The organism is Enterobacter sp. GD03975, from assembly GCF_029838645.1.
Taxonomy (GTDB): domain Bacteria; phylum Pseudomonadota; class Gammaproteobacteria; order Enterobacterales; family Enterobacteriaceae; genus Enterobacter; species Enterobacter quasihormaechei.
On the sequence record NZ_JAOBZC010000001.1, the window covers coordinates 51,167 to 74,057 of the forward strand.

The 22,891-nt window shown below is 58.6% G+C and carries 26 protein-coding genes; 19 read left to right on the forward strand and 7 right to left on the reverse strand.

Annotated features, from left to right (window positions below; all coding sequences use genetic code 11):
- The first annotated feature begins 3 nt into the window (after positions 1-3).
- The 9 genes from paaE (at position 4) to paaY (ending at position 8,676) form a co-directional block, all read left to right on the forward strand.
- Positions 4-1,074, forward strand: a complete 1,071-nt coding sequence (gene paaE, locus N5C09_RS00240; RefSeq protein ID WP_279748180.1) for a 1,2-phenylacetyl-CoA epoxidase subunit PaaE — start codon at positions 4-6, stop codon at positions 1,072-1,074.
- Complete coding sequence (gene paaF, locus N5C09_RS00245) at positions 1,071-1,838, forward strand: 2,3-dehydroadipyl-CoA hydratase PaaF (RefSeq protein ID WP_193037427.1); 768 nt, start codon at positions 1,071-1,073, stop codon at positions 1,836-1,838. Before paaE ends, paaF begins: the two co-directional genes overlap by 4 nt.
- On the forward strand, positions 1,838-2,626 hold the full coding sequence (gene paaG, locus N5C09_RS00250) for a 2-(1,2-epoxy-1,2-dihydrophenyl)acetyl-CoA isomerase PaaG (RefSeq protein WP_131637603.1): 789 nt from the start codon (positions 1,838-1,840) through the stop codon (positions 2,624-2,626). The genes paaF and paaG overlap by 1 nt, the downstream gene beginning before the upstream one ends.
- 1 nt (position 2,627) lies before the next feature.
- A complete protein-coding gene (gene paaH / locus N5C09_RS00255) occupies positions 2,628-4,055 on the forward strand; it encodes a 3-hydroxyacyl-CoA dehydrogenase PaaH (RefSeq protein ID WP_193037429.1) in 1,428 nt (475 codons plus the stop codon).
- Positions 4,045-4,467 carry a hydroxyphenylacetyl-CoA thioesterase PaaI gene (gene paaI, locus N5C09_RS00260; RefSeq protein ID WP_063866790.1) on the forward strand — a complete coding sequence of 141 codons (423 nt, stop codon included), beginning with the start codon at positions 4,045-4,047 and terminating at the stop codon, positions 4,465-4,467. The genes paaH and paaI overlap by 11 nt, the downstream gene beginning before the upstream one ends.
- Complete coding sequence (gene pcaF, locus N5C09_RS00265) at positions 4,467-5,672, forward strand: 3-oxoadipyl-CoA thiolase (protein ID WP_193037431.1); 1,206 nt, start codon at positions 4,467-4,469, stop codon at positions 5,670-5,672. Before paaI ends, pcaF begins: the two co-directional genes overlap by 1 nt.
- 26 nt (positions 5,673-5,698) lie before the next feature.
- Positions 5,699-7,015 carry a phenylacetate--CoA ligase PaaK gene (paaK, locus tag N5C09_RS00270; RefSeq protein ID WP_279748181.1) on the forward strand — a complete coding sequence of 439 codons (1,317 nt, stop codon included), beginning with the start codon at positions 5,699-5,701 and terminating at the stop codon, positions 7,013-7,015.
- Positions 7,016-7,125: 110 nt separating this feature from the next.
- Positions 7,126-8,061 carry a phenylacetic acid degradation operon negative regulatory protein PaaX gene (gene paaX, locus N5C09_RS00275; RefSeq protein ID WP_279748182.1) on the forward strand — a complete coding sequence of 312 codons (936 nt, stop codon included), beginning with the start codon at positions 7,126-7,128 and terminating at the stop codon, positions 8,059-8,061.
- Between the two features lie 9 nt (positions 8,062-8,070).
- The gene (gene paaY, locus N5C09_RS00280) at positions 8,071-8,676 is read left to right on the forward strand and encodes a phenylacetic acid degradation protein PaaY (RefSeq protein WP_102750680.1); all 606 of its coding nucleotides are present in this window, start codon (positions 8,071-8,073) and stop codon (positions 8,674-8,676) included.
- A gap of 40 nt (positions 8,677-8,716) precedes the next feature.
- On the opposite strand, the gene N5C09_RS00285 is transcribed toward paaY, so the two are convergent.
- Positions 8,717-9,352, reverse strand: a complete 636-nt coding sequence (locus N5C09_RS00285) for a helix-turn-helix domain-containing protein (RefSeq protein WP_063866785.1) — start codon at positions 9,350-9,352, stop codon at positions 8,717-8,719.
- Between the two features lie 201 nt (positions 9,353-9,553).
- On the opposite strand from N5C09_RS00285, the gene N5C09_RS00290 reads away from it, so the two are divergent.
- Positions 9,554-11,530 carry an alkyl sulfatase dimerization domain-containing protein gene (locus N5C09_RS00290; RefSeq protein WP_279748183.1) on the forward strand — a complete coding sequence of 659 codons (1,977 nt, stop codon included), beginning with the start codon at positions 9,554-9,556 and terminating at the stop codon, positions 11,528-11,530.
- A 53-nt stretch (positions 11,531-11,583) separates the two neighbouring features.
- On the opposite strand, the gene N5C09_RS00295 is transcribed toward N5C09_RS00290, so the two are convergent.
- Both N5C09_RS00295 and N5C09_RS00300 read right to left on the reverse strand, forming a co-directional pair.
- Positions 11,584-12,336: a hypothetical protein gene (locus N5C09_RS00295; protein ID WP_063866783.1), complete on the reverse strand. Its 753-nt coding sequence runs from the start codon at positions 12,334-12,336 to the stop codon at positions 11,584-11,586.
- Position 12,337: 1 nt separating this feature from the next.
- Positions 12,338-12,535, reverse strand: coding sequence for a hypothetical protein (locus N5C09_RS00300; protein ID WP_022648035.1), 198 nt, complete (start codon positions 12,533-12,535; stop codon positions 12,338-12,340).
- Positions 12,536-12,793: 258 nt separating this feature from the next.
- On the opposite strand from N5C09_RS00300, the gene N5C09_RS00305 reads away from it, so the two are divergent.
- Genes N5C09_RS00305 through N5C09_RS00340 form a run of 8 tightly spaced genes read left to right on the forward strand, consistent with a single transcriptional unit; the run spans position 12,794 to position 18,674 of the window.
- The gene (locus N5C09_RS00305) at positions 12,794-13,228 is read left to right on the forward strand and encodes a nuclear transport factor 2 family protein (protein WP_063451410.1); all 435 of its coding nucleotides are present in this window, start codon (positions 12,794-12,796) and stop codon (positions 13,226-13,228) included.
- Positions 13,225-13,944 (forward strand): SDR family NAD(P)-dependent oxidoreductase, encoded by a 720-nt coding sequence (locus N5C09_RS00310; RefSeq protein WP_279748184.1) that lies wholly within the window; start codon positions 13,225-13,227, stop codon positions 13,942-13,944. Before N5C09_RS00305 ends, N5C09_RS00310 begins: the two co-directional genes overlap by 4 nt.
- Positions 13,941-15,200 (forward strand): FAD-dependent oxidoreductase, encoded by a 1,260-nt coding sequence (locus tag N5C09_RS00315; protein ID WP_279748185.1) that lies wholly within the window; start codon positions 13,941-13,943, stop codon positions 15,198-15,200. Before N5C09_RS00310 ends, N5C09_RS00315 begins: the two co-directional genes overlap by 4 nt.
- 1 nt (position 15,201) lies before the next feature.
- The gene (locus N5C09_RS00320) at positions 15,202-15,924 is read left to right on the forward strand and encodes a DUF1365 domain-containing protein (protein ID WP_279748186.1); all 723 of its coding nucleotides are present in this window, start codon (positions 15,202-15,204) and stop codon (positions 15,922-15,924) included.
- Entirely contained in the window at positions 15,921-17,141 is a 1,221-nt protein-coding gene (locus tag N5C09_RS00325; protein ID WP_279748187.1) for a cyclopropane-fatty-acyl-phospholipid synthase, read from the forward strand. The genes N5C09_RS00320 and N5C09_RS00325 overlap by 4 nt, the downstream gene beginning before the upstream one ends.
- The gene (locus tag N5C09_RS00330; RefSeq protein ID WP_279748188.1) at positions 17,138-17,623 is read left to right on the forward strand and encodes a DUF2878 domain-containing protein; all 486 of its coding nucleotides are present in this window, start codon (positions 17,138-17,140) and stop codon (positions 17,621-17,623) included. Before N5C09_RS00325 ends, N5C09_RS00330 begins: the two co-directional genes overlap by 4 nt.
- Entirely contained in the window at positions 17,620-18,144 is a 525-nt protein-coding gene (locus N5C09_RS00335) for a hypothetical protein (RefSeq protein ID WP_279748189.1), read from the forward strand. The genes N5C09_RS00330 and N5C09_RS00335 overlap by 4 nt, the downstream gene beginning before the upstream one ends.
- Complete coding sequence (locus tag N5C09_RS00340) at positions 18,141-18,674, forward strand: DUF3833 domain-containing protein (RefSeq protein ID WP_063866776.1); 534 nt, start codon at positions 18,141-18,143, stop codon at positions 18,672-18,674. Before N5C09_RS00335 ends, N5C09_RS00340 begins: the two co-directional genes overlap by 4 nt.
- On the opposite strand, the gene N5C09_RS00345 is transcribed toward N5C09_RS00340, so the two are convergent.
- Both N5C09_RS00345 and N5C09_RS00350 read right to left on the reverse strand, forming a co-directional pair.
- Positions 18,671-19,129, reverse strand: coding sequence for a DMT family transporter (locus N5C09_RS00345; protein ID WP_107535305.1), 459 nt, complete (start codon positions 19,127-19,129; stop codon positions 18,671-18,673). The two genes, N5C09_RS00340 and N5C09_RS00345, sit on opposite strands and share 4 nt — an antisense overlap.
- 4 nt (positions 19,130-19,133) lie before the next feature.
- Positions 19,134-19,568 (reverse strand): DMT family transporter, encoded by a 435-nt coding sequence (locus N5C09_RS00350; protein ID WP_003857304.1) that lies wholly within the window; start codon positions 19,566-19,568, stop codon positions 19,134-19,136.
- Between the two features lie 98 nt (positions 19,569-19,666).
- Between N5C09_RS00350 and N5C09_RS00355 the strand changes: the two genes are divergently transcribed.
- Positions 19,667-20,599 carry a LysR family transcriptional regulator gene (locus N5C09_RS00355; protein WP_193032478.1) on the forward strand — a complete coding sequence of 311 codons (933 nt, stop codon included), beginning with the start codon at positions 19,667-19,669 and terminating at the stop codon, positions 20,597-20,599.
- Between the two features lie 3 nt (positions 20,600-20,602).
- Here N5C09_RS00355 and N5C09_RS00360 read toward each other — a convergent pair whose 3' ends face one another.
- Complete coding sequence (locus N5C09_RS00360) at positions 20,603-21,631, reverse strand: methionine synthase (RefSeq protein WP_279748190.1); 1,029 nt, start codon at positions 21,629-21,631, stop codon at positions 20,603-20,605.
- Between the two features lie 27 nt (positions 21,632-21,658).
- Entirely contained in the window at positions 21,659-22,633 is a 975-nt protein-coding gene (locus tag N5C09_RS00365) for a DUF1852 domain-containing protein (protein ID WP_203466113.1), read from the reverse strand.
- Positions 22,634-22,891 lie beyond the last annotated feature (258 nt).

A 22,891-nucleotide genomic window follows, 5' to 3' on the forward strand; every position in this document is an offset into this window, starting at 1 on the left:
GCCATGACAACGTTTCATTCACTAACAGTGGCAAAAGTAGAACCTGAAACCCGCGACGCGGTGACCATTACCTTCGCGGTGCCGCAGGCGTTGCAGGAAGCGTACCGCTTCCGCCCCGGTCAGCATCTGACCCTGAAAGCCAGGCTTGGCGGTGACGAACTGCGCCGCTGCTACTCCATCTGCCGGAGCACCGCACCGGGGGAGATCAGCGTGGCGGTCAAAGCCATCGACGGCGGGCGCTTCTCCCGTTACGCCCGGGACGAGATTAAGCAGGGCATGGCTTTAGAGGTGATGGTGCCCCAGGGGCAGTTCGGCTACCAGCCGCAGGCTGAACGCGAAGGCCACTATCTGGCAATCGCCGCCGGGTCCGGGATCACCCCGATGCTGGCCATTTTATCCGCTACGCTGTCCACGGAACCGCACAGCCACTTCACCCTGATTTACGGCAACCGCAGCAGCCAGAGCATGATGTTCCGTCGGGCGCTGGCAGACCTGAAGGACAAATATCCGCAGCGCTTGCAGCTGGTCTCCATCTTCAGCCAGGAGACGCTCGACAGCGATCTGCTTCATGGCCGCATTGACGGCGAAAAGCTTCAGGCGCTGGCAAAAACGCTGATCAATTTCCGCCAGTACGACGAAGCCTTTATCTGCGGCCCGTCGGCGATGATGGACGAGGCCGAGGCGGCGCTGAAAGCGCTCGGCATGCCGGAAAAAGCGATCCATCTTGAGCGGTTTAACACGCCGGGCACTACCGTGAAACGGACGCACAGCGTGCAGGCCGAGGGGCAGAAGGTCACCGTCCGTCAGGACGGACGCGACCGGGAAATTACCCTGACGGCGGACGATGAGAGCATCCTGGACGCCGCCCTGCGTCAGGGTGCGGATCTGCCGTATGCCTGCAAGGGCGGCGTATGCGCCACCTGCAAATGCAAAGTACTGCGCGGAAAAGTCGATATGGCGACCAACTACAGCCTGGAGCCGGACGAGCTGGCTGCGGGCTATGTGTTGAGCTGTCAGGCGCTGCCGTTAACCGCCGACGTCATCGTCGATTTTGACGCGAAGGGGATGGCATGAGCGAACTGATTGTCACCCGTCATGGCCGCGTGTTGCAGCTAACGCTAAACCGTCCGGCGGCGCGCAACGCGCTCAACAATACGCTGCTGATGCAGCTTGCCGAGCAGCTTGAGGCCGCCGCAGCGGATGCTGAAATCGCCGTCTGCGTGATTTCTGGCAATGAACGCTGCTTTGCCGCCGGGGCCGATCTGAACGAAATGGCGGAGAAAGATCTGTCCGCCACCCTGAATGATATTCGCCCCCGGCTGTGGGCACGGATAGACGCCTTCAATAAACCGCTGATCGCCGCCGTGAACGGCTACGCATTGGGCGCCGGCTGCGAGCTGGCGCTGCTCTGCGACGTGGTGATTGCCGGCGATAACGCCCGTTTTGGCCTCCCGGAAATCACCCTCGGGATCATGCCGGGCGCAGGCGGCACCCAGCGGCTGATCCGCAGCGTGGGCAAATCCCTGGCCTGCAAAATGGTGCTGACGGGTGAAAGCCTCACGGCGGTTCAGGCGCACAGAGCCGGGCTGGTCAGCGACGTCTTCCCGGCCTCGCTGACGCTGGAGTACGCCCTGAAGCTGGCGGCACGGATGGCGAGCCACTCGCCGCTGGCGCTACAGGCGGCGAAGCAGGCGCTACGCCAGTCGCAGGAAGTCCCGCTCCAGGCCGGGCTGGCGCAGGAGCGTCAGCTGTTTACGCTGCTCGCAGCCACCGACGATCGCCGGGAAGGTATCGACGCCTTCTTACAAAAACGCACCCCAGACTTCAAAGGACGCTAATTGTGGAATGTATTCTGAGCCATGTTGAGCAGGGCGTAATGACCATTACGCTGAACCGCCCGGATCGCCTGAACAGCTTTAACGATGTCATGCACCAGCAGCTTTCCGAATGCCTGAAGCAGGCCGAGCGCGATGACGCCATCCGCTGTCTGCTGATCACCGGGGCGGGGCGCGGTTTCTGCGCCGGGCAGGACCTTAACGATCGTAACGTGGATCCCAACGGTCCCGCGCCGGATCTGGGCATGTCCGTTGAGACCTTTTACAACCCGCTGGTGCGCCGCCTGGCGAAGCTGCCGAAGCCGGTGATCTGCGCGGTTAACGGCGTGGCGGCAGGAGCGGGTGCCACGCTGGCCCTCGGCTGCGACATGGTGATAGCCGCCCGTTCTGCCAATTTTGTGATGGCCTTCAGCAAGCTCGGACTGGTGCCGGACTGCGGCGGCACCTGGCTGCTACCGCGCGTGGCCGGACGTGCCCGCGCCATGGGGCTGGCGCTGCTGGGCGATAAGCTCAGCGCCGAACAGGCGCAGGCGTGGGGGATGATCTGGCAGGTGGTGGACGATGAACAGCTCTCTGACACCGCCCGGCAGATGGCGCTGCATTTTGCCTCTCAGCCTACCTTTGGCCTGGGCCTGATCAAGCAGGCGATTAACGCCGCCGAAACCAACACCCTTGATGCCCAGCTCGATCTGGAGCGCGACTACCAACGTCTGGCCGGACGCAGCGACGACTACCGGGAAGGCGTCAGCGCGTTTCTGGCAAAACGTACGCCGAACTTTACGGGGAAATAAGATGGCGACCAACCTTCATACGATCGCCGTGATCGGCAGCGGCACCATGGGTGCCGGCATTGCCGAAGTAGCGGCCAGCCACGGTCATCCGGTGCTGGTGTACGACATTGACGCAGCGGCGATTTCCCGCGCCGTTGACGGCATTCACCAGCGCCTGACCTCTCGCGTTTCGCGCGGAAAACTTTCTGCCGACGCCGCGGAGCAGATCCTGTCCCGCCTGACGCCGGTGACGACTATCAATGCCCTGGCGAAAGCCGATCTGGTGATCGAGGCGGCCTCCGAACGGCTTGAGGTGAAAAAAGCCCTGTTTAGCCAGCTGGCAGAGGTCTGTCCGCCGCAGACGCTGCTCGCCAGCAACACCTCGTCCATTTCCGTTACCGCGATTGCGGCGGAGATTAGCCACCCTGAACGCGTCGCCGGGCTGCACTTCTTTAACCCCGCGCCGGTGATGAAGCTGGTGGAGGTGGTCAGCGGGCTGGCCACCTCGTCCGAAGTGGCCGATGCGCTGTGCGAGCTGGCGCTGAGCTGGGGAAAGCAGCCGGTACGCTGTCAGTCCACGCCGGGGTTTATCGTCAACCGCGTGGCGCGTCCGTTTTACTCGGAAGCCTGGCGCGCGCTGGAAGAGCAGGTGGCAACGCCCGAGGCGATCGACGCCGCCCTGCGAGACGGCGTCGGCTTCCCGATGGGGCCGCTTGAGCTGACGGACCTGATCGGTCAGGACGTCAACTTTGCCGTGACCTGCTCCGTGTTTAACGCCTTCTGGCAGGAGCGCCGTTTTCTGCCGTCGCTGATGCAGCAAGAGCTGGTGCTGGCGGGGCGTCTGGGCAAAAAAAGCGGGCAGGGCGTTTACCGCTGGCAGGAGGAAAAACCCGCCGTCAGCTGGCTCGACCCGGTCAGCGACAGCTTCAGCCCGATGCGCGTACAGCGAAGAAGTGACGGTGTCACGGAAATTGACGAACTGCTGCTGATTGAAACGCAGGGTGAAACCGCGCAGGCGCTGGCGCTGCGCCACGGCTGCCCGGTGGTGGTAGTCGACCGTATCGAGCGGGATGTGGCCGTGATTGCCGCCGCGCCCGGCAACCCGCGCTCCGCCACGCAGAAGGCCATTTACTGGTTACAGCATCAGGAGAAGCGGGTGTTACAGATTGCGGATTACCCCGGCCTGCTGGTCTGGCGCACGGTGGCGATGATTGCCAACGAAGCGCTGGACGCCCTGCAAAAAGGGGTCGCCAGCGAGCAAGACATCGATACCGCCATGCGCTTAGGGGTCAACTATCCCTGCGGCCCCATCGCCTGGGGCGAGCGCCTTGGCTGGCAGCGTCTGTTAACCCTGCTGGAGAACCTGCAACGTCACTACGGCGAGGAACGCTATCGCCCCTGTTCCCTGCTGCGCCAGCGTGCGCTTCTGGAGAGTAGCTATGAGTCATAACGCCTGGCATAACGCCCGCGCGATGTACGAACAAGACGCCTGCGCGCAGGCGATGGGGATGGACATTATCGACATGGACGAGGGCTATGCGGTGGTGACCATGACCATCACCCCGCAAATGCTTAACGGGCATAAAACCTGCCACGGCGGACAGCTGTTCTCGCTGGCCGATACTGCCTTTGCCTACGCCTGCAACAGTCAGGGTCTGGCGGCGGTAGCCTCAGGCTGCGCCATCGACTTTCTGCGACCGGGCTTTGCCGGAGACAAGCTGACCGCCACCGCTCGGGTGAAGCATCAGGGCAAGCTGACCGGCGTATACGACATTGAAATTCAGAACCAACACCAGAAAACCGTCGCGCTTTTTCGCGGGAAATCCCACCGCACCGGCGGCAGTGTGACAGGAGAAGCCTGATGCGTGACGCATTTATTTGTGAGGGGGTGCGTACCCCGGTCGGCCGTTACGGCGGAGGGTTGTCCAGCGTGCGCGCCGATGACTTAGGGGCCGTGCCGCTGCGCGCGCTGCTGGCGCGTTATCCGCAGCTCGATCTGGAGCGCATTGATGACGTGATCTTCGGCTGCGCAAATCAGGCCGGGGAGGATAACCGCAACGTGGCAAGAATGTCGGCGCTGCTGGCCGGGCTGCCGCAGACGGTGTCCGCCACCACCATTAACCGCCTGTGCGGGTCGGGGCTGGACGCGATTGGCTTTGCCGCACGCGCCATTAAGGCGGGCGACGGCGATCTGCTGATCGCGGGCGGCGTGGAGTCCATGTCCCGCGCACCGTTCGTGATGGGCAAAGCCACTGCTGCGTTTCAGCGTCAGGCGGAGATCTTCGATACCACCATCGGCTGGCGATTTGTGAATCCGCTCATGCATCAGCAATACGGAACTGACAGCATGCCCGAAACGGCAGAGAATGTAGCGGAATTGTTAAATATCAGCCGTGCCGATCAGGACGCGTTTGCCCTGCGCAGCCAGCAGCGCACCGCGCGGGCGCAGCAGAACGGCGTTCTGGCGCAGGAGATTATTCCGGTACAGGTGGCGGGGAAAAAAGGGGCGGTGACGGAAGTGAGCGTGGATGAACATCCCCGCGCCGAAACCACTCTTGAACAGCTTGCCGCGCTGAAAACCCCGTTCCGTAAGAACGGGGTGGTGACGGCGGGGAACGCCTCCGGCGTGAACGACGGCGCGGCGGCGCTGATTATCGCCAGCGAGCCGATGGCGCTTGCCCAGGGGTTAACGCCGCGCACCCGCATTGTGGCAATGGCGACCGCGGGCGTCGAGCCGCGTCTGATGGGGCTAGGCCCGGTGCCCGCCACCCGCAAGGTGCTGGAACGTGCCGGGCTGAGCATCACCGATATGGACGTCATTGAGCTGAACGAAGCCTTCGCCGCCCAGGCGCTGGGCGTGCTGCGCCAGCTGGGTTTGCCGGATGACGCCGGGCACGTTAACCCGAACGGCGGGGCGATCGCGCTAGGTCATCCGCTGGGCATGAGCGGTGCCAGACTGGCGCTGGCGGCAAGCAATGAATTGCACCGACGCGGCGGGCGCTACGCGCTGTGTACGATGTGCATCGGTGTGGGTCAGGGCATTGCCATGATCCTTGAGCGTGTTTGAGCGAACAATAATGTGAGTACCCTGCGATGATAAATACAACAAAGCTTGATCCGATCGAAACCGCGTCCGTTGATGAATTACAGGCGTTGCAGACCGCGCGCCTGAAGTGGACGCTGAACCACGCCTACCACAACGTTCCGATGTACAAACGCAAGTTTGATGCCGCGGGCGTTCACCCTGACGATTTTAGCGAGCTGGCGGACCTGCAAAAATTCCCGTGCACCACCAAGCAGGATCTGCGCGACAACTACCCGTTCGATACCTTTGCGGTGCCGATGGAGCAGGTGGTGCGTATCCACGCCTCGTCGGGCACCACCGGGAAGCCGACCGTGGTAGGATATACCCAAAATGATATCGACAACTGGGCCAATATCGTCGCCCGCTCCCTGCGCGCCGCCGGGGGCAGCGCAAAGGATAAAATTCACGTGGCCTACGGCTACGGGCTGTTCACCGGCGGGCTGGGCGCGCACTACGGTGCCGAGCGTCTGGGGGCGACGGTGATCCCGATGTCCGGCGGCCAGACGGAGAAGCAGGCGCAGCTGATCCGCGATTTTCAGCCGGATATGATCATGGTGACGCCCTCTTACTGTCTGAACCTTATCGAAGAGCTGGAGCGTCAGATGGGCGGTGACGCCAGCGCCTGTTCCCTGCGCGTGGGCGTTTTCGGCGCCGAGCCGTGGACGCAGGCGATGCGCTGTGAAATTGAAAAACGGCTGGGCATTACCGCGCTGGATATCTATGGTCTTTCGGAAGTGATGGGGCCGGGCGTGGCGATGGAGTGTCTGGAAACCACGGACGGCCCGACCATCTGGGAAGATCATTTCTTCCCGGAAATCGTTAACCCCAATGACGGCGCGCCGCTGGCCGACGGGGAGCAGGGCGAACTGCTGTTCACCACCCTGACCAAAGAGGCGCTGCCGGTGATCCGCTACCGCACCCGCGACCTGACGCGCCTGCTGCCGGGCACCGCGCGCACCATGCGCCGGATGGATCGCATCAGCGGGCGCAGTGACGACATGCTGATCATTCGCGGCGTGAACGTCTTCCCGTCACAGCTGGAAGAGGAGATCGTCAAGTTCGAACACCTTTCGCCGCACTATCAGCTGGAGGTCAACCGCCGCGGACATCTTGATTCACTTTCGGTGAAGGTTGAACTAAAACAGAGCAGCTTAACGCTGACGCATGAACAGCGCTGTCAGGTCTGCCACCAGCTGCGGCACCGTATTAAATCGATGGTGGGGATCTCAACGGACGTGACGATCGTGAACTGCGGCAGCATTCCGCGCTCCGAGGGCAAAGCCTGTCGGGTGTTTGATCTGCGTAAGGTCGCGGCTAACGGGTGAAGGAACCTCACAACATGACGGCCCCCTCTCCCTTGAGGGAGAGGGCTGGGGTGAGGGGGGAAACCCAAATTCCTGTGCTATGATTCATCCAGGAAAAAAATAACAACAGAATGAATCACATGAATAAACTTGACGCTTTTATCCAGCACGCGGTCAGCTCGGTTCCGGTGAGCGGAACGTCGCTTATCTCCTCGCTGTATGGCGACGCGCTTTCCCATCGCGGCGGAGAGATCTGGCTCGGCAGCCTGGCGGCCTTGCTGGAAGGGATGGGATTTGGCGAGCGCTTTGTGCGCACCGCGCTGTTTCGCCTCAACAAAGAGGGCTGGCTGGATGTGTCCCGAATTGGTCGCCGCAGCTTTTACCGTCTCAGCGACAAGGGGCTGCGTTTGACCCGTCGCGCGGAAAATAAAATCTACCGTGCGGAATTGCCGGCCTGGGACGGTAAATGGCTGCTGCTGCTCTCCGAGGGGCTGGATAAAACCACGCTCGCGGATGTAAAAAAACAGCTTATCTGGCAAGGGTTTGGCACGCTGGCACCGAGCCTGATGGCCTCGCCGTCGCAGAACCTGGCGGATGTGCAGTCTCTGCTGCATGACGCGGGCGTGGCGGAAAACGTCATCTTCTTTGAGGCCCATTCACCGCTGGCCTTATCACGTGCGGCGTTAAGAGCCCGCGTGGAAGAGTGCTGGCAGCTGACTGAACAAAACGCGATGTACGAAACATTTATCCATTCGTTTCGTCCGCTGCTGCCGCTTCTGAAGGAGGCGTCGCCGGAGGAGTTAACCCCGGAACGCTGCTTCCAGATCCAGCTGTTACTCATTCATTTTTATCGTCGCGTGGTGCTGAAAGATCCGCTGTTGCCGGAGGAGTTACTCCCTGCGCACTGGGCGGGACAGAGCGCGCGGCAGCTGTGCATTAACATCTACCAGCGCGTGGCGGCGGGCGGCCTGGCGTTTGTCAGCGAGAAGGGCGAGACCTCCGTGGGTGAGCTGCCCGCGCCCGGCACGCTTTATCATCAGCGCTTTGGTGGTCTGAATATCACATAAGGAGAGGGTATGCCTGTTTATCAAATTGATGGTCTGACGCCGGTCGTGCCTGAAGAGAGCTATGTTCACCCGACGGCGGTGCTGATTGGCGACGTGATCCTCGGGAAAGGCGTTTACGTAGGCCCCAACGCCAGCCTGCGCGGTGACTTTGGCCGAATCGTGGTGAAAGACGGTGCGAACATTCAGGATAACTGCGTGATGCACGGATTTCCGGAGCAGGACACCGTGGTCGAAGAGGACGGGCATATCGGCCACAGCGCAATCCTTCATGGCTGCGTCATCCGCCGTAACGCGCTGGTGGGGATGAATGCGGTGGTGATGGACGGGGCGACGATCGGCGAAAACAGCATCGTCGGGGCGGCGGCGTTTGTGAAGGCGAAAGCGGAGATGCCGGCGAATCATTTGATCCTTGGCAGTCCGGCAAAAGCGATTCGTGAGCTGAGCGCGCAGGAAATCGAGTGGAAAATGCAGGGCACGCGGGAGTATCAGGTGCTGGTGGACCGCTGTAAGCAGACGCTGCATCAGGTGGAGCCGCTGCGCGAAGAAGAGCCCGGGCGCAAGCGGCTGGTCTTCGATGAGAATTTGCGGCCAAAATCGGCTGGTCGGGATAATTAATCGCCGGTTGTGCGCGTCTTTTAAATCCGTGAGGCTGAGCTTAATACGCTTCCGGCAACGGCCGGTCAATCGACACCAGCTTTCCGCGCTTCACGGTGATATACCCCCCGGCTTTCAGATCTGCCAGCACGCGAAAAACATGCGTTCGCGACAGGTTGGTGCGCTTGATGATAAACAGCGCCAGGCCTTCATTTTCGCCCGTATGGGTTTCCTGCCGATAGAGATAGCGGTACAGCATGTGTTTGATGGTCTGGTAGCTCGTGACCTGTCCGCGCTCGTTGTGCAGATCGATAGTAAAAATCGACATGAAGGTCAGAACAGTGGCCAGCGCCTGCACGCGTTCTGGCCCGCCGTGCAAAAATAGCTGGTCGAAATCGGCGTAGGGAATTTTTACCAGTTTAACCTTCGCACTGCTGCGATATTCAAATTTCGCTAGCGGGCAATAGCGTTCCATTAGCCCGATGGGCATATATTCAATGGTATTGCCAATATTCAACCCATCTTCAGGCATTAATATCGTCAGAGAACCTTCGGTACAGAAATAAATATAGCCGGGCTCGACGGCTAACTTTTTATTTGCGGCAACGGTTAGCGCTTCTCCTGAAGACAGGATTTGTGGAAAAAAGCGCCCAATATTGAGCTGCTGATAATAGGTATGGATGTCCTGAAAATTCACGCTAGGCCTCGTCCCGCAACGTCTGTCGTCGCATCGAGTATAGCAGGAGTCGCGTCCTGATGACGAGACAACCTCATACCAGTCCCATATGGGACTATGATGGGAAAGTATTCTGTTTAGAATGGTCCTCAATGAGTTCGCATTAAATTATCCGCCAGCAGTAAATATCCGGGCGGCGCAATTAATCTATGAGGCCATTTAATGAAATTAACGATAATCGCTAAGCAACTGGCGCTGGCCGGTGTGTTAACATCGCTTTCGCTTTCTGCATGGGCTGAAGTGCAGCCGCAGGATGCCACACCCACAACCCAGCAGGCTAATAACGCCCTGTATAATAAACTGCCCTTTGCCGATAAAACCGATTTTGAGAACGCCCATAAGGGCTTTATCGCTCCGTTGCCGCAGAACATGATCAAAGGCGAGCAAGGAAACGTTATCTGGAACCCGGCGAAGTATGACTTCGTGAAAGAGGGTGAAAAAGCCCCGGATACGGTGAACCCGAGCCTGTGGCGCCAGTCACAGCTGATCAACATTGGCGGACTGTTTAAGGTCACCGACGGCGTGTATCAGATCCGTAATCTCGATCTCTCCAACATGACCATCATTGAGGGCGAGAAGGGCATTACCGTTATCGACCCGCTACTAAGCGCTGAACCGGCGAAAGAGGCGCTGGATCTCTACTATGCAAATCGCGGCAAGAAGCCGGTGGTGGCGGTGGTGATCACCCATAGCCACGTTGACCACTACGGCGGCCTGCGCGGCGTGGTTGACGAAGCCGACGTGAAATCAGGCAAAGTAAAAATCTACGCGCCGGATGGCTTTATGAAAGAGGCGGTTTCCGAAAACATTATGGCCGGAAACGCGATGAGCCGCCGTGCCAGCTATATGTACGGCAACCTGCTGAAGCCGGACGCAAAAGGCCAGGTGGGTGCGGGCCTTGGCACCACCACCTCTGCGGGTACCGTCACCCTCATCCCGCCGACCAACTACATCACCCATACCGGTCAGGAAGAAGTGATCGACGGTTTGACCTACGACTTTATGATGGCGCCGGGTTCAGAAGCCCCGTCGGAGATGCTGTGGTACGTCAAAGAGAAGAAAATGATCGAGGCCGCAGAGGACGTGACCCACACGCTGCACAACACCTACTCCCTGCGCGGCGCAAAAATTCGCGATCCGCTGGCCTGGTCTAAGTACATCAACGCCGCCATTGAGCGCTGGGGCGCGGACGCGGAAGTGATTATTGCACAGCACCACTGGCCGACCTGGGGTAACGAGAATATCGTCAAGCTGATGAAAGGCCAGCGCGATATGTACCGCTACATCAACGACCAGACCCTGCGTATGGCCAACAAGGGCCTGACCCGCGATGAAATTGCCGCAGAATTTAAGCTGCCGGAATCGCTGGAGAAGCAGTGGGCGAGCCGCGGTTACTACGGCTCCGTTAGCCACGACGTCAAAGCCACCTACGTGTTTTATCTCGGCTGGTTCGACGGCAACCCGGCAACCCTCGACGAACTGCCGCCTGAACAGGCAGCGAAGAAGTTCGTGCAGTACATGGGCGGCGCTGATGCCATTATGCAGAAAGCCAGAGCAGATTATCAGCAGGGCAATTACCGCTGGGTTGCCCAGGTGGTGAGCAAAGTGATCTTTGCCGATCCTAACAACCAGGCGGCACGTAATCTGGAGGCCGATGCGCTGGAGCAGTTAGGTTATCAGGCGGAAGCGGGCACCTGGCGTAACTTCTACCTGACCGGCGCGCAGGAGCTGCGACATGGCGTGAAAAAGCTGCCGACGCCGAACACCGCCAGCCCGGATACCGTGCGTGCGATGACGCCAGAAATGTTCTTCGATTACCTGGGCGTGCACATCAACGGGGTGCGTGCCGGTAACGCCAAAGCGGTGTTTAACGTCGATCTCGGTAAGGATGGCGGCAAATACAAGCTGGAGCTGGAAAACGGCGTGCTGAACCATACCGCCAACGCGCAGGCGAAGGATGCCGATGCGACCATCGCGCTTGACCGTACCACGCTGAACGACATCATCCTGAAGAAAGAGACGCTGAAGCAGGCAGTGGACAAGGGTGACGTGAAGGTGAGCGGAGACGGGGCGAAGCTGGAAGAGATGCTGAGCTACATGGATACGTTTGACTTCTGGTTCAATATCGTAACGCCGTAAGTTTAGGTTTCATCCTCATAATCCTGGCGCCTTAGAAATAAGGCGCCATTTTTTTATTCACGCATCGCCAGCGCGCTCGCGCTTGCGGGATCGAATAGCGAAATACTCTCAATCTGGTCCAGCATGATCACCTTACGGAAATCCATGGCGCTTTTTGGCTCTGAGTCGAGCGTAACCTCATGCTCGGCGTACCATTTGCTGTAGTTGTGTTCAATGCACAGCTGCATGTTTTTCCCGTCACGATAGCCGCTCAGCATCGGAATAAGCACAATATTGGCGGTTTTTTCATACTCCAGCGTGGCGGTATGGATCATGCCAATATAAATCCGCCGCGATTTCAGCGTGACGTGCGCCAGCTCGCCTTCTTCCATGCACTGATAGAGCAGCTGTTCGATACCGCTCGACTGCGCCAGCCGCTTGTACAATTTTTTCCGGCCTTCGCCGTCGAGCCGCGCGCTGCCGGCCCAGTTCGAGCGGTAGAGACAGAACAGGATCGCAAAGGCCAGCATCACCACGACCGGGGCCTGAATACCCAGGAAGCTCCAGTTCATAAAATCAATCTGCCAGTCGGCATATTTCGCAGACGTGAAATGGAAAGTGTTATCGGCGGCGGAGAGGGCGAACAACAGCAGCCACAGCAGGCCGGTGGCGATCACCCCCTGAAGGACGAAAATACAGCCATACAGCGCCACGAGAAAATAGACGTCCCAGCCGAATGAACGCTTAATTTTGAATCGCGTTGACAGGTCGCGGCTGGTGTACCAGTACCCGCATACCATCAATACCATAAATATTGCCGTTCCCATCTCAGGCCCTCTTTAGCGCGTTGACATGGCGCAGAAAGTCCTGCCGTACCTCGTTGCTTTTGTAGTTAACCGAGGCGTTTCCATCCTGGTCGATAATGATGCGGTCGCCATCCTCTACGGCTTCGATAATTTCCTGGTGACTCATGACCTGCAATAAAGATTCCGGGCTGGAAAAGAGCGCCATCAGTAAATTTTTCATCGCGTGACATCCTTATGAATTAAAAGGATAAGTCTGGAAGATAATTGGCACTTTTGCCTTAAGGTTATCCCTAAAAAAGCGGGCTTCGGTGAGGGTGTCTAACTTTTATCAAAAAATGGCGCTGCGCGGGCTGCATTTAACCTGTTGAAAATAAGCGACAATAAAAAATATATTCTCCTGAACTTGGACAAATAACGCTAATTGTGTAAGTTTTAATTATGCGATTTCGCTACGTTGTTTACAGCCAGGATGTGACCTATGAGCACGTTGCCGTCCGTCATCAGTCGGTTCGTTGATTACTACACCACGCTGGATACCCAGCCACCCTCGGCGCTGGCGGAGATTTATCGCGCCGATGCCACGCTTATCGATCCCTTTGGCGAACACAGCGGGCTGTTCGCGCTTCAGCGCTATTTCACCCATCTGCTGGCTAACGTTCAGCACTGTCGCTTTACCGTCGATGCACCGTTGCAGCAGGGCGAACGCTTTGTTGTCACCTGGATTATGCACTGGTCGCACCCGCGTATCGCCCGGGGGGCAATGCGGCAACTGCCGGGCTGCTCCGTGGTAGACATGTGCGACGATCGCATTGTTCGCCAGCGCGATTACTACGATGCCGGAGAGATGATTTATGAACACCTTCCGGTGCTCGGCTGGGCCGTACGCGGCGTTAAGCGGAGAGTGAAATCATGAAAACGGTTCTGATTACCGGCGCAAGCTCGGGGATAGGGGCAGGGCTGGCGAAATCTTTCGCCGACGACGGCTACCGGGTGATTGCGTGCGGGCGCGATGCGCAACGCCTGGCGGACCTGCATCAGCACAGCCCCACTATTACGGTGCGCCTGTTCGATATGACGGACAGGGACGCCTGTCGCCAGGCGCTGGCGGACTGTGCTGCCGATACGGTGATCCTCTGTGCCGGAACCTGCGAGTATCTCGATCGCGGCGAGGTAGATGCCGCGCTGGTGGAGCGGGTGATGACCACCAATTTCATGGGGCCGGTAAACTGCCTTGCCGCGTTGCAGCCGCAGCTGGTATCCGGCAACCGCGTGGTGCTGGTCAGCTCGATGGCGCACTGGCTTCACTTCCCCCGGGCCGAAGCGTATGGCGCCTCCAAGGCGGCGTTAACCTGGTTTGCCGATACGCTGCGCCTCGACTGGGAGCCGAAAGGGATTGCCGTCACGGTCGTTTCACCCGGTTTTGTCGACACGCCGCTGACCCGCAAAAACGATTTTCCGATGCCGGGCCGGGTTAGCGTGGAGCAGGCCGTCAGCGCCATTCGTCGCGGTCTGGCAAAAGGGAAAGATACTATCGCGTTTCCCGCCGGGTTCAGCCTGGCGCTGCGCCTGCTTTCCAGCCTGCCCAACGTACTTCAGTGCGCACTGCTGCGCAGGATGGTGCGGCCATGAAGATTGCAATTATCGGCAGTGGCATCGCCGGATTAACCTGTGCCTGGCGGCTCGCCGGACATCATCAGGTCACGCTGTTTGAAGCGCAGGCTACGCCGGGCGGCCATACCGCAACGGTAGATGTTGACACCCCGCAGGGTACGTATGCCATCGACACCGGTTTTATCGTCTATAACGACCGCACCTATCCGCGCTTTATGGGTCTGCTCAGCGAGCTGGGCATCAGCGGGCAAAAAACGCAGATGAGCTTTTCGGTGCACAACCCGCAGAGCGGCCTGGAGTACAACGGGCATACCCTGACGTCGCTGTTCGCCCAGCGTCGTAACCTGCTGAACCCCGGCTTCTGGACGCTGCTGAAGGAGATCGTGCGCTTTAACCGGCTGGCGAAACAGACGCTTGAGGGCGACGTTAGCGAATCCGCCACGCTGGAGACGTTCCTGCGCCAGCACCGCTTCACGCCTTTTTTTGCCCGTCACTACATCCTGCCGATGGGGGCGGCGATCTGGTCATCGTCGCTACAGGAGATAAAACGGTTCCCGCTGCCGCTCTTTTTACGCTTTTTCGACAACCACGGTTTGCTGGACATCACCCATCGTCCGCAGTGGTACGTGGTGCCGGGCGGCTCCCGGGAGTACATCCGCGCGATGATGGACAAGCTTGGCGATCGCCTGACGCTGCACCTCAACGCGCCGGTTCAGAAGGTTGTTCGCCACGATCGCGGCGTCGACATTGAGCGGGAAGGCGTTACGCATACCTTCGATCAGGTGATCTTTGCCTGCCACTCGGCACAGGCGCTGGCGATGCTCGCCAGCCCGACGCAGGCTGAACGCGAGGTGCTGGGGGATATCGGCTGGCAGCGTAACGAGGTAATACTTCACAGCGATCCGCGCTGGCTGCCGGTGCGCGAGCGCGCCTGGGCCAGCTGGAACTATCGCCTCAGCGAGCAGGATGATGCCAGCGCCTGCGTTACCTACAACATGAATATTTTGCAGGGACTGCCCGACGGCAGTCCGCTGTTTTGCGTCACCCTTAACCCGGAAACGCCAGTGGATGAGCGCTTTGTGCTGCGCCGCTTTGTCTATGAGCATCCGCTTTTTAACCCGAAGAGCTGGCATGCCCAGGCCCGGCGCGGCGAGATAAACGGTCACCAGCGGAGCTGGTTCTGCGGCGCGTACTGGTACAACGGTTTCCACGAAGATGGCGTGCGCAGCGCGCTGGACGTGGTGAATGCACTCGCGGCCGGGGAGGGCAAGTGAGATGAACAGCTGCCTTTACCACGGCGCATTGCGCCATCGCCGTCTTACGCCGAAAGCACACCATTTTACCTATAGCGTGTTTATGGCGTGGCTCGATCTTGATGAGCTGGACAGACTGCCCTCCGTCGGCGTACGGCGAAATCGCTTTGCGCCCGCGGCCTTTTATGATGCGGATTACCCGCTGGGCACGCCGCTCAAAGAGCGCGTCCTTGAGCGTCTGGAAAATCTGACCGGCCAGCGTCCGGCGGGGCGGATCATGCTCCTGACGCAGCTGCGTTATTTCGGCTTTCATTTTAACCCGGTCAATTTTTACTACTGCTATGACGGCGAAGACACTCTGCGCTGGGTTCTCGCCGAAGTGCGTAACACGCCGTGGAATGAACGGCATTACTACGCCGTGGCGGGGCAGGACGCTCCGCCGACGGAGAAAGCATTTCATGTTTCGCCCTTTAACCCGATGGACATGGTTTACCACTGGCGCTTCAACAACCCGGACAGCACGCTGCGCATGCATATTGAAAACCATCAGGAAACGAAGGTGTTTGATGCCACGCTGACGCTACGCCGGGCGCCGCTGACGCGTGGGGCGCTGCGGGCGATGCTGGTGCGCATTCCGTTGATGACCCTTAAAACCGTTTTTGCCATTTACTGGCAGGCGCTCAGGCTGTGGCTCAAGCGCGTGCCGCTGCATAACCATCCCCTCAGCAGGAGTGAACGATCATGACCGATCCCGTCTTTGCGCTTGAACCCGATATCCCGCGCAACGCTCGCGTCGCGCGCTGGTTGCTTTTTCGCCTGCTGAACGGCCTGCGCGGAGGCTCGCTGACGCTCCGGGAAGGGCCGCAGACGTTCCATTTCGGCGACGCGTCCGCCGCGCTTCACGCCGATGTCCAGGTGCGATCTCCGGGCGTCTACTGGCGCATTTTAACGGGAGGCAGCCTTGCCGCGGCGGAAGCGTGGATGGATGGCGACTGGGAGACGGCCCACCTGACGCCGCTGCTGGAGCTGATTGCGCGCAATAGCCAGATCCTCGGGCAGCTGGAAAAAGGGTTTCGCCTGCTCGCGAAGCCGTTGGAGCGGCTACGGCACTGGACGCGGCGCAACTCCCGCGCTCAGGCGCGTGAAAATATTGCCGCCCATTACGATCTCGGCAACACCTTTTACGCCCATTTCCTTGATGAGCAACTCCTGTACTCCAGCGCGCTGTTTACCGGGGAAGAGCAGGATCTGGCGGCGGCTCAGCAGGCAAAAATGGCGAGGCTGTGCGACCAGCTGGCGCTCACCGCAAACGACCATCTGCTGGAAATTGGCACCGGCTGGGGGGCGATGGCGGAGTACGCCGCCCGTCACTACGGCTGTCGGGTGACCACCACCACGCTGTCGCAGGAGCAGTACCACTGGGCCACCGCGCGGATTGCGCGGGCAGGCTTGCAGGATCGCGTTGAGGTGTTGCTCTGCGACTACCGCGATCTGACCGGGGTGTACGATAAGCTGGTGTCGGTTGAGATGATCGAAGCCGTCGGCCAACGCTACCTGCCAACGTTTTTCCGCACCTGTCAGGCGCGTCTGCGTCCAGGCGGGCGGATGGCGATTCAGGCCATCACCATTCAGGATCAGCGCTACCGCGACTACAGCAAAAGCGTCGATTTTATACAGCGCTACATCTTCCCCGGCGGCTTTTTGCCCAGCATCACCGCCATGAATGACCTGATGACACGCCACACGGATTTTGTGGTGCGTAACCTCTTTGATATGGGACCGGATTACGCCCGCACGCTCGCCCACTGGCGGCAGCGCTTCATTCACGCCTGGCAGGAGATAGAAAAGCTCGGGTTTGATGAACGTTTCCGCCGGATGTGGCTGTACTACTTCGGCTATTGTGAAGCCGGGTTTAACGCCCGCACCATCAGCGTGGTGCAGCTCACTGCGGAACGCGTATGAAGCGCTACGGGCAGGTCTTTCTGCTGGCCATCGGGTTCGATCTCTACTGGACGCTGGTGGTGCTGTTTCGCGAGCAGGGTCTGGTCATCTGGATCGCGCTGGCGGTGCTTGCCTGGCTGCTGTTACCGCCTTCGCACCGGCTATACGCCATTGTGCTGGCTGCGTCGGGCGCGCTGCTTGACCCCCTCTGGGCGCTGACCGGGCTGATTGCCTTTACCGGTGCGTCGCTAATGCCGCTATGGATGGTCGCGCTGTGGCTGATGTTTGCCTGCGTCTGGACGCAGCTAACCCGCACGACAACGCTGCCGGGCTGGCTTCTGACGGCGCTGGCGACCGTGGGCGGGCCGGTAGCCTACCTGATCGGCGAGCGTCTGGGGGCCATAACGTTTCTGGAACCGACCTTTATCGTCGTCAGCTGGATGATCCCGGGCTGGCTGGTGTTGATGCTCTTTTTCCACCTGCTGATGGGGAGACAACAATGAGAAAACTGTTATTCATGCTCGCGCTGACCCTATTCACCTGTAGCGTGCAGGCGGCAGACTGGCTGAGCTGGCGCAAGGTGGGCGATGCCACGCTCACCTGGGGGCCGCTTACCGTCTATACCTCTCAGCTTCTCACGCCCGAAGGGCGCTACGCGGGGATAGACAGCGATAACGCGCTGATTATTACCTACGCCCGCGACATTGCTGCCGACGACCTGGTCGAGGCGACCCGCGAGCAGTGGCAGGCGCAGGGCATTTTGCAGCAGGAGCCGCAGAGTGAAGCCTGGCTACGCATGTTGTCCACGCTCTGGCCCGACGTTACGCCCGGCGCGCAGATCGCGTTTGTACTGAAGGACGGACAGGGGCAATTCTGGTATCGCCCTACAGCGTCGCAGAAAAACTTCACGCCACTCGGGCCACGCCAGTCGGCAGCGTTTAGCTCGCGCTTTCTGGCGATCTGGCTCGATCCCCGCACCGAGTATCCTGAACTGCGTCAGCAGTTAATCGGAGGACCAAAATGAAACGTTTCCTGTTAATGGCGCTTGCCCTGACGATGCTGGTGGCCGGATGCAGCACCGAGGTGACAGAGTATCGTCAGCAGCAGCCGACGCTGGATATTTTCACCTATTTCCAGGGGAAAACCGAGGCGTGGGGGATGGTTCAGGATCGTAGCGGTAAGCAGATCCGCCGTTTCCACGTCGAGATCGCCGGCGATGTTATCGGCGATACGCTGACCCTGAATGAGCATTTTGTCTACGACGACGGCGAGAAGCAGCAGCGTGTGTGGCACATCCGCCGCGTTGGTCAGAATCGCTACGAGGGCACGGCGGGTGATATTGAGGGTGTGGCGTCAGGCCAGGCGGCGGGCAACGCCCTTAACTGGCGCTACAGCATGAACGTGAAGGCGGACGGCAAAACCTGGCTGTTGCACTTCGATGACTGGATGTATTTGCAGGACGGCACCCGTCTGTTCAATAAGACCGAGATGAAGAAATTTGGCGTCACCGTCGCCACGGTGACGCTGTTCTTTACCCGCAAAGAGGGCGGTTAATCCTCTTCGGGCTGAGGTTTACTGCTTGAGTAGATGAAGAAGAGCGCAATACTCAGGCAGACCACGGCCCCCAGACGGCTCATTGAAAATGGAATGGCTTCATTGTTCAGCCAGCCAAAGTTATCAATCAGCATGCTCATGGCCAGCTGGCCCAGGATCACCGCTACCGTGGCAACGGCGGTGCCGATGCGCTGCACCGCGAGCACCATAATCACGATATAAGGCACGCCGCACAGGGCGCCCAGAAGCTGCCATTTGGGCACATCCATCAGGCTCACTGCCTGTTTCGGCTCAAAGAAGAAGATGAGCAGGGCGGTCACCAGCGCGCCGACGGAAAACGTCAGAAACGCGCTTTTGAAAACCCCCACGCTGCTGCCTAATTGCCCGTTAATGGCAGCCTGAATGCTCAGCGTCGCGCCGCCAATCACGGCCAGAATAATCATAATTACTGTCATAACGTTACCCCTGTGCCACGAGAATGAGCGCCGCAATGATAAACCCCAGCGCAATAATGCGTTTTGTATCGATCCTGCGGTGCGGCGTACCCAGCAGGCCATAGTGGTCAATAATCAGGCTTTTAAATACCTGACCGGCCAGAATGCCAATCATCGTCATCGCGATGCCGATCGCCGGCGTGGCAATGGTGAGAATGATGACGTAAACCGGACCGAGCACGCCGCCCAGCAGATGCCATGACGGTTGCGCAAAAAATGAGGGGCTGTTGCGCGGGCTGAAAAACAGCATCAGCAGAAACGTCAGCCCCGTCCCCACGCTGAATATGCTGAACGCAGCCCACAGATCGCCTACCTCCGCGCCCAGCGGCCCCAGCAGCCCGGCTTCCACGGACAGCCCCATGCCGCCGGCAATCACCAGTAAAATTAAAATAATGTGCATAACGCTTTTTCTCCTTTTTCCAGGCGGAGAAGATTACGTCTGAACATCATTGAGAAAAATGCCATAATGCAGGAAACACCTGTGCAGGAAATGCATTAATGATGGATGCCGGACATATCAGCATTCGCGCGCTGCTGATCTTCATCGACGTATACGAAACGCAAAATTTTTCCGTGGTCGCGCGGCGGGAAGGGATCTCCGCGTCGCAGGTTTCACGCGTGATCCACCAGCTTGAGGACGCCCTCGGGCAACAGCTGTTCTACCGCAACACGCGGGCGATTATGCCCACAGAGAGCGGACATCTTTTTGTTCGCTATGCGCGGGCGATGGCTGGGAACCTTGAGGATGCGCGACGCGAGCTGGATGAACGCGCCCGCGAGCCGTCGGGCACGCTGCGCATCAATGGCCCGGTTTTTTTCGGACAACGGCACATCGCGCCGGGCCTGCCTGGGCTTCTGGCGCGTTATCCCCGTCTCTCCGTTGAACTTACCCTCACCGACGATTTTATCGATCCTCACCGCGACGCCGCGGACGTTATCTTTCGCATCGGCGCGCTGACGGACTCCTCGTTCCACGCGCGGGTATTTGGGCAGCAGTTCTACCATCTGGCGGCCTCGCCGGACTATCTGCGCAAACATGGCGCGCCTGAGGGGCCGGACGATCTTAGCCGTCACCGCTGTCTGGTGTACCGCGGATCGTCCGGGCCTAACCGCTGGCTGATCAGGTCGCCGGGTGAGGCGTGGGTTCACTATCCCGTCGTACCGTTGATGACCTCCAATAACGCGGAAACGCTCCTGATTTCGGCGCTGGGCGGCATGGGCATTGTGCTTTTTCCCGACTGGATGGTGAGCGAGCGGCTGAAAAGCGGTGAGCTGGTGGCATTGCTGCCGGAGAGGGAGTGTTCAATCAATACGGAGCCGCTGACGATTGCGGCGATTTACCCGAACGCGCGTCATCCGCCCCTGAACGTCAGGGCGGTGATTGATTACTATATTGAACGGTTCGGTACGCCGCTGTACTGGCAAACCTGAGGATTAACGGGCAAGCTCGCGGCGGAGGATCTCTGCCCCGGCGCTTAACGCCTTGAGCTTACCGTTGGCAACCTGGCGGGAAAGGGGAGCCATGCCGCAGTTGGTCGACGGATAAAGCTTGTCTGCATCCACAAACTGCAACGCCTTGCGCAACGTATCGGCGACCTCTTCCGGCGTTTCGATGGTTTGGGTGGCGACGTCAATCGCCCCGACCATCACTTTTTTACCGCGGATCAGCTCCAGCAGATCCATCGGCACGCGCGAGTTGTGGCACTCCAGCGAAATGATATCGATCTTCGAGGTCTGCAATTTAGGAAACGCCTCTTCATACTGGCGCCACTCGGAGCCGAGCGTCTTTTTCCAGTCCGTATTGGCTTTGATGCCGTAACCGTAGCAGATATGTACCGCGGTTTCGCACTTCAGCCCTTCAATGGCCCGCTCCAGCGCGGCGATACCCCAGTCGTTCACCTCGTCGAAAAAGACGTTAAAGGCCGGTTCATCGAACTGAATGATGTCAACGCCTTCCGCTTCCAGCTCGCGCGCTTCCTGATTGAGGATTTTAGCAAACTCCCAGGCCAGCTTTTCGCGGCTTTTATAGTGGGCATCATAAAGCGTGTCGATCATGGTCATGGGGCCGGGCAGCGCCCACTTGATCGGCTTGTCCGTAAGCTGGCGCAGGTACTTCGCGTCGTCAACGAACACCGGTTTCTGGCGCGCTACCGCATCCACCACGGTCGGCACGCTCGCATCATAGCGATTACGGATGCGCACCGTCTGGCGGTTCTCAAAATCCACTCCGCTCAGATGTTCAATAAAGGTGGTAACGAAATGCTGGCGGGTTTGTTCGCCATCGCTGACGATATCAATCCCCGCGCGGAGTTGCTCGTCCAGAGACAAACGCAGCGCATCCTGTTTCCCTGCCAGTAATTCGTCGTCCTGTAATTTCCACGGCGACCAGAGCGTTTCCGGCTGCGCAAGCCAGGTGGGTTTCGGCAGGCTGCCAGCCGTCGATGTCGGGAGCAATGTTTTCATAAGTAGAAACCTTTTATCCGTATTAAATTAAAGCGTGAAGTGCTGAGACCACTGTTCAAGAAGGGTTTTATAGGGTTTGATAAACCGCTCTTCGGTATATTTCCCCTGCTCAATGGCCAGACGGCTGCGCTCTTCACGGTCATAAACGATTTTGGTTAATGAGTGATCCTGCTGATTCAGGTCGGGCTGATAGCACTGCCCCGCGGCAGAATTAGCATTATAAATTTCCGGGCGATAAATTTTCTGGAACGTCTCCATCGTGCTGATGGTGCCGATCAGCTCCAGATTGGTGTAATCACGCAGTAAATCGCCGGTGAAGAAGAAGGCAAAAGGCGCGACGCTGTTCTCAGGCATGAAGTAGCGAACCTTAAGGCCCATTTTGGCGAAATACTGCTCCGTCAGCGACTCGCCGTCCGGCTGGTACTCCAGGCCCAGCACCGGATGGTGGTTACCGGTGCGGCGGTAGGTGTCTTTGCTGGAGACGCTCAGGCAGATCACCGGCGCTTTTTTGAAGTTCTCCCGATATTCCGCAGAATGCACAAAACACTTAAAAATATTGCCGTGCAGCTCACCGAAATTCTCGGGGAGGGTAAAACGGGATTGATCTTTATTGTGCTCCAGCAGCAGGACGCTGAAATCATAGTCACGGACATAGGATGAGAAGTTATTCCCGACGATGCCCTCAATGCGCTCGCCGGTCTTTTTATCCACGATCGTCGTTTGCAGAATTTCGATGGCCGGGAAGGTAAATTCCCCGCCAATATTCATATCGACCGATACAATCTCCAGCTCGACGGCGTAGCGGTCCGCCTTGGGGTTATCCCAGCTCGCCAGCGCGTTAAAGCGATTGTTAATCATCACCAGCGTATTGCGCAGGTTTTCCTGACGCTTCTCCCCACGGGCGAGGTTGGCGAAGTTGGTGGTCGTGCGCGTGTTTTCTGACGGGTTATAGTTTTCATCAAAGCAACTGCGCTTAAGGGTAAATGTGAAAGCCTGACTCATTTTCGTTATGCATCCTAAGTTCATGTTGCCGGGACGTTATCAATGCATAATTTATGCCTGAGCCACTGGCGCAGGGGAAGTGACTTAATTTCACTGCGTCATGAGGGTTCTTCATGATCCAGATTTTGGTAATGAATGTTTTCACATATACTATTCTAAATATGCATTTTATATTGTGGAAAGAATATTTAATGTGAACTTATTTGTCTGTGCTGTTTTTATCTTTTTTGCGATCTCTGCCATCATTTTTCTCTTTTT

Excerpts from the sequence above, each read along its gene's own strand:
- N5C09_RS00365 (WP_203466113.1), bottom strand. The coding sequence starts at position 22,633 with ATGAGTCAGGCTTTCACATTTACCCTTAAGCGCAGTTGCTTTGATGAA.
- paaI (WP_063866790.1), top strand. The coding sequence starts at position 4,045 with ATGAGTCATAACGCCTGGCATAACGCCCGCGCGATGTACGAACAAGAC.
- N5C09_RS00320 (WP_279748186.1), top strand. The coding sequence starts at position 15,202 with ATGAACAGCTGCCTTTACCACGGCGCATTGCGCCATCGCCGTCTTACG.
- paaE (WP_279748180.1), top strand. The coding sequence starts at position 4 with ATGACAACGTTTCATTCACTAACAGTGGCAAAAGTAGAACCTGAAACC.
- N5C09_RS00290 (WP_279748183.1), top strand. The coding sequence starts at position 9,554 with ATGAAATTAACGATAATCGCTAAGCAACTGGCGCTGGCCGGTGTGTTA.
- N5C09_RS00310 (WP_279748184.1), top strand. The coding sequence starts at position 13,225 with ATGAAAACGGTTCTGATTACCGGCGCAAGCTCGGGGATAGGGGCAGGG.
- N5C09_RS00330 (WP_279748188.1), top strand. The coding sequence starts at position 17,138 with ATGAAGCGCTACGGGCAGGTCTTTCTGCTGGCCATCGGGTTCGATCTC.
- N5C09_RS00305 (WP_063451410.1), top strand. The coding sequence starts at position 12,794 with ATGAGCACGTTGCCGTCCGTCATCAGTCGGTTCGTTGATTACTACACC.
- N5C09_RS00325 (WP_279748187.1), top strand. The coding sequence starts at position 15,921 with ATGACCGATCCCGTCTTTGCGCTTGAACCCGATATCCCGCGCAACGCT.
- N5C09_RS00315 (WP_279748185.1), top strand. The coding sequence starts at position 13,941 with ATGAAGATTGCAATTATCGGCAGTGGCATCGCCGGATTAACCTGTGCC.
- N5C09_RS00300 (WP_022648035.1), bottom strand. The coding sequence starts at position 12,535 with ATGAAAAATTTACTGATGGCGCTCTTTTCCAGCCCGGAATCTTTATTG.
- N5C09_RS00340 (WP_063866776.1), top strand. The coding sequence starts at position 18,141 with ATGAAACGTTTCCTGTTAATGGCGCTTGCCCTGACGATGCTGGTGGCC.
- paaK (WP_279748181.1), top strand. The coding sequence starts at position 5,699 with ATGATAAATACAACAAAGCTTGATCCGATCGAAACCGCGTCCGTTGAT.
- pcaF (WP_193037431.1), top strand. The coding sequence starts at position 4,467 with ATGCGTGACGCATTTATTTGTGAGGGGGTGCGTACCCCGGTCGGCCGT.
- paaF (WP_193037427.1), top strand. The coding sequence starts at position 1,071 with ATGAGCGAACTGATTGTCACCCGTCATGGCCGCGTGTTGCAGCTAACG.
- N5C09_RS00355 (WP_193032478.1), top strand. The coding sequence starts at position 19,667 with ATGATGGATGCCGGACATATCAGCATTCGCGCGCTGCTGATCTTCATC.
- paaX (WP_279748182.1), top strand. The coding sequence starts at position 7,126 with ATGAATCACATGAATAAACTTGACGCTTTTATCCAGCACGCGGTCAGC.
- N5C09_RS00335 (WP_279748189.1), top strand. The coding sequence starts at position 17,620 with ATGAGAAAACTGTTATTCATGCTCGCGCTGACCCTATTCACCTGTAGC.
- N5C09_RS00295 (WP_063866783.1), bottom strand. The coding sequence starts at position 12,336 with ATGGGAACGGCAATATTTATGGTATTGATGGTATGCGGGTACTGGTAC.
- paaH (WP_193037429.1), top strand. The coding sequence starts at position 2,628 with ATGGCGACCAACCTTCATACGATCGCCGTGATCGGCAGCGGCACCATG.
- N5C09_RS00345 (WP_107535305.1), bottom strand. The coding sequence starts at position 19,129 with ATGACAGTAATTATGATTATTCTGGCCGTGATTGGCGGCGCGACGCTG.
- paaY (WP_102750680.1), top strand. The coding sequence starts at position 8,071 with ATGCCTGTTTATCAAATTGATGGTCTGACGCCGGTCGTGCCTGAAGAG.
- N5C09_RS00360 (WP_279748190.1), bottom strand. The coding sequence starts at position 21,631 with ATGAAAACATTGCTCCCGACATCGACGGCTGGCAGCCTGCCGAAACCC.
- N5C09_RS00350 (WP_003857304.1), bottom strand. The coding sequence starts at position 19,568 with ATGCACATTATTTTAATTTTACTGGTGATTGCCGGCGGCATGGGGCTG.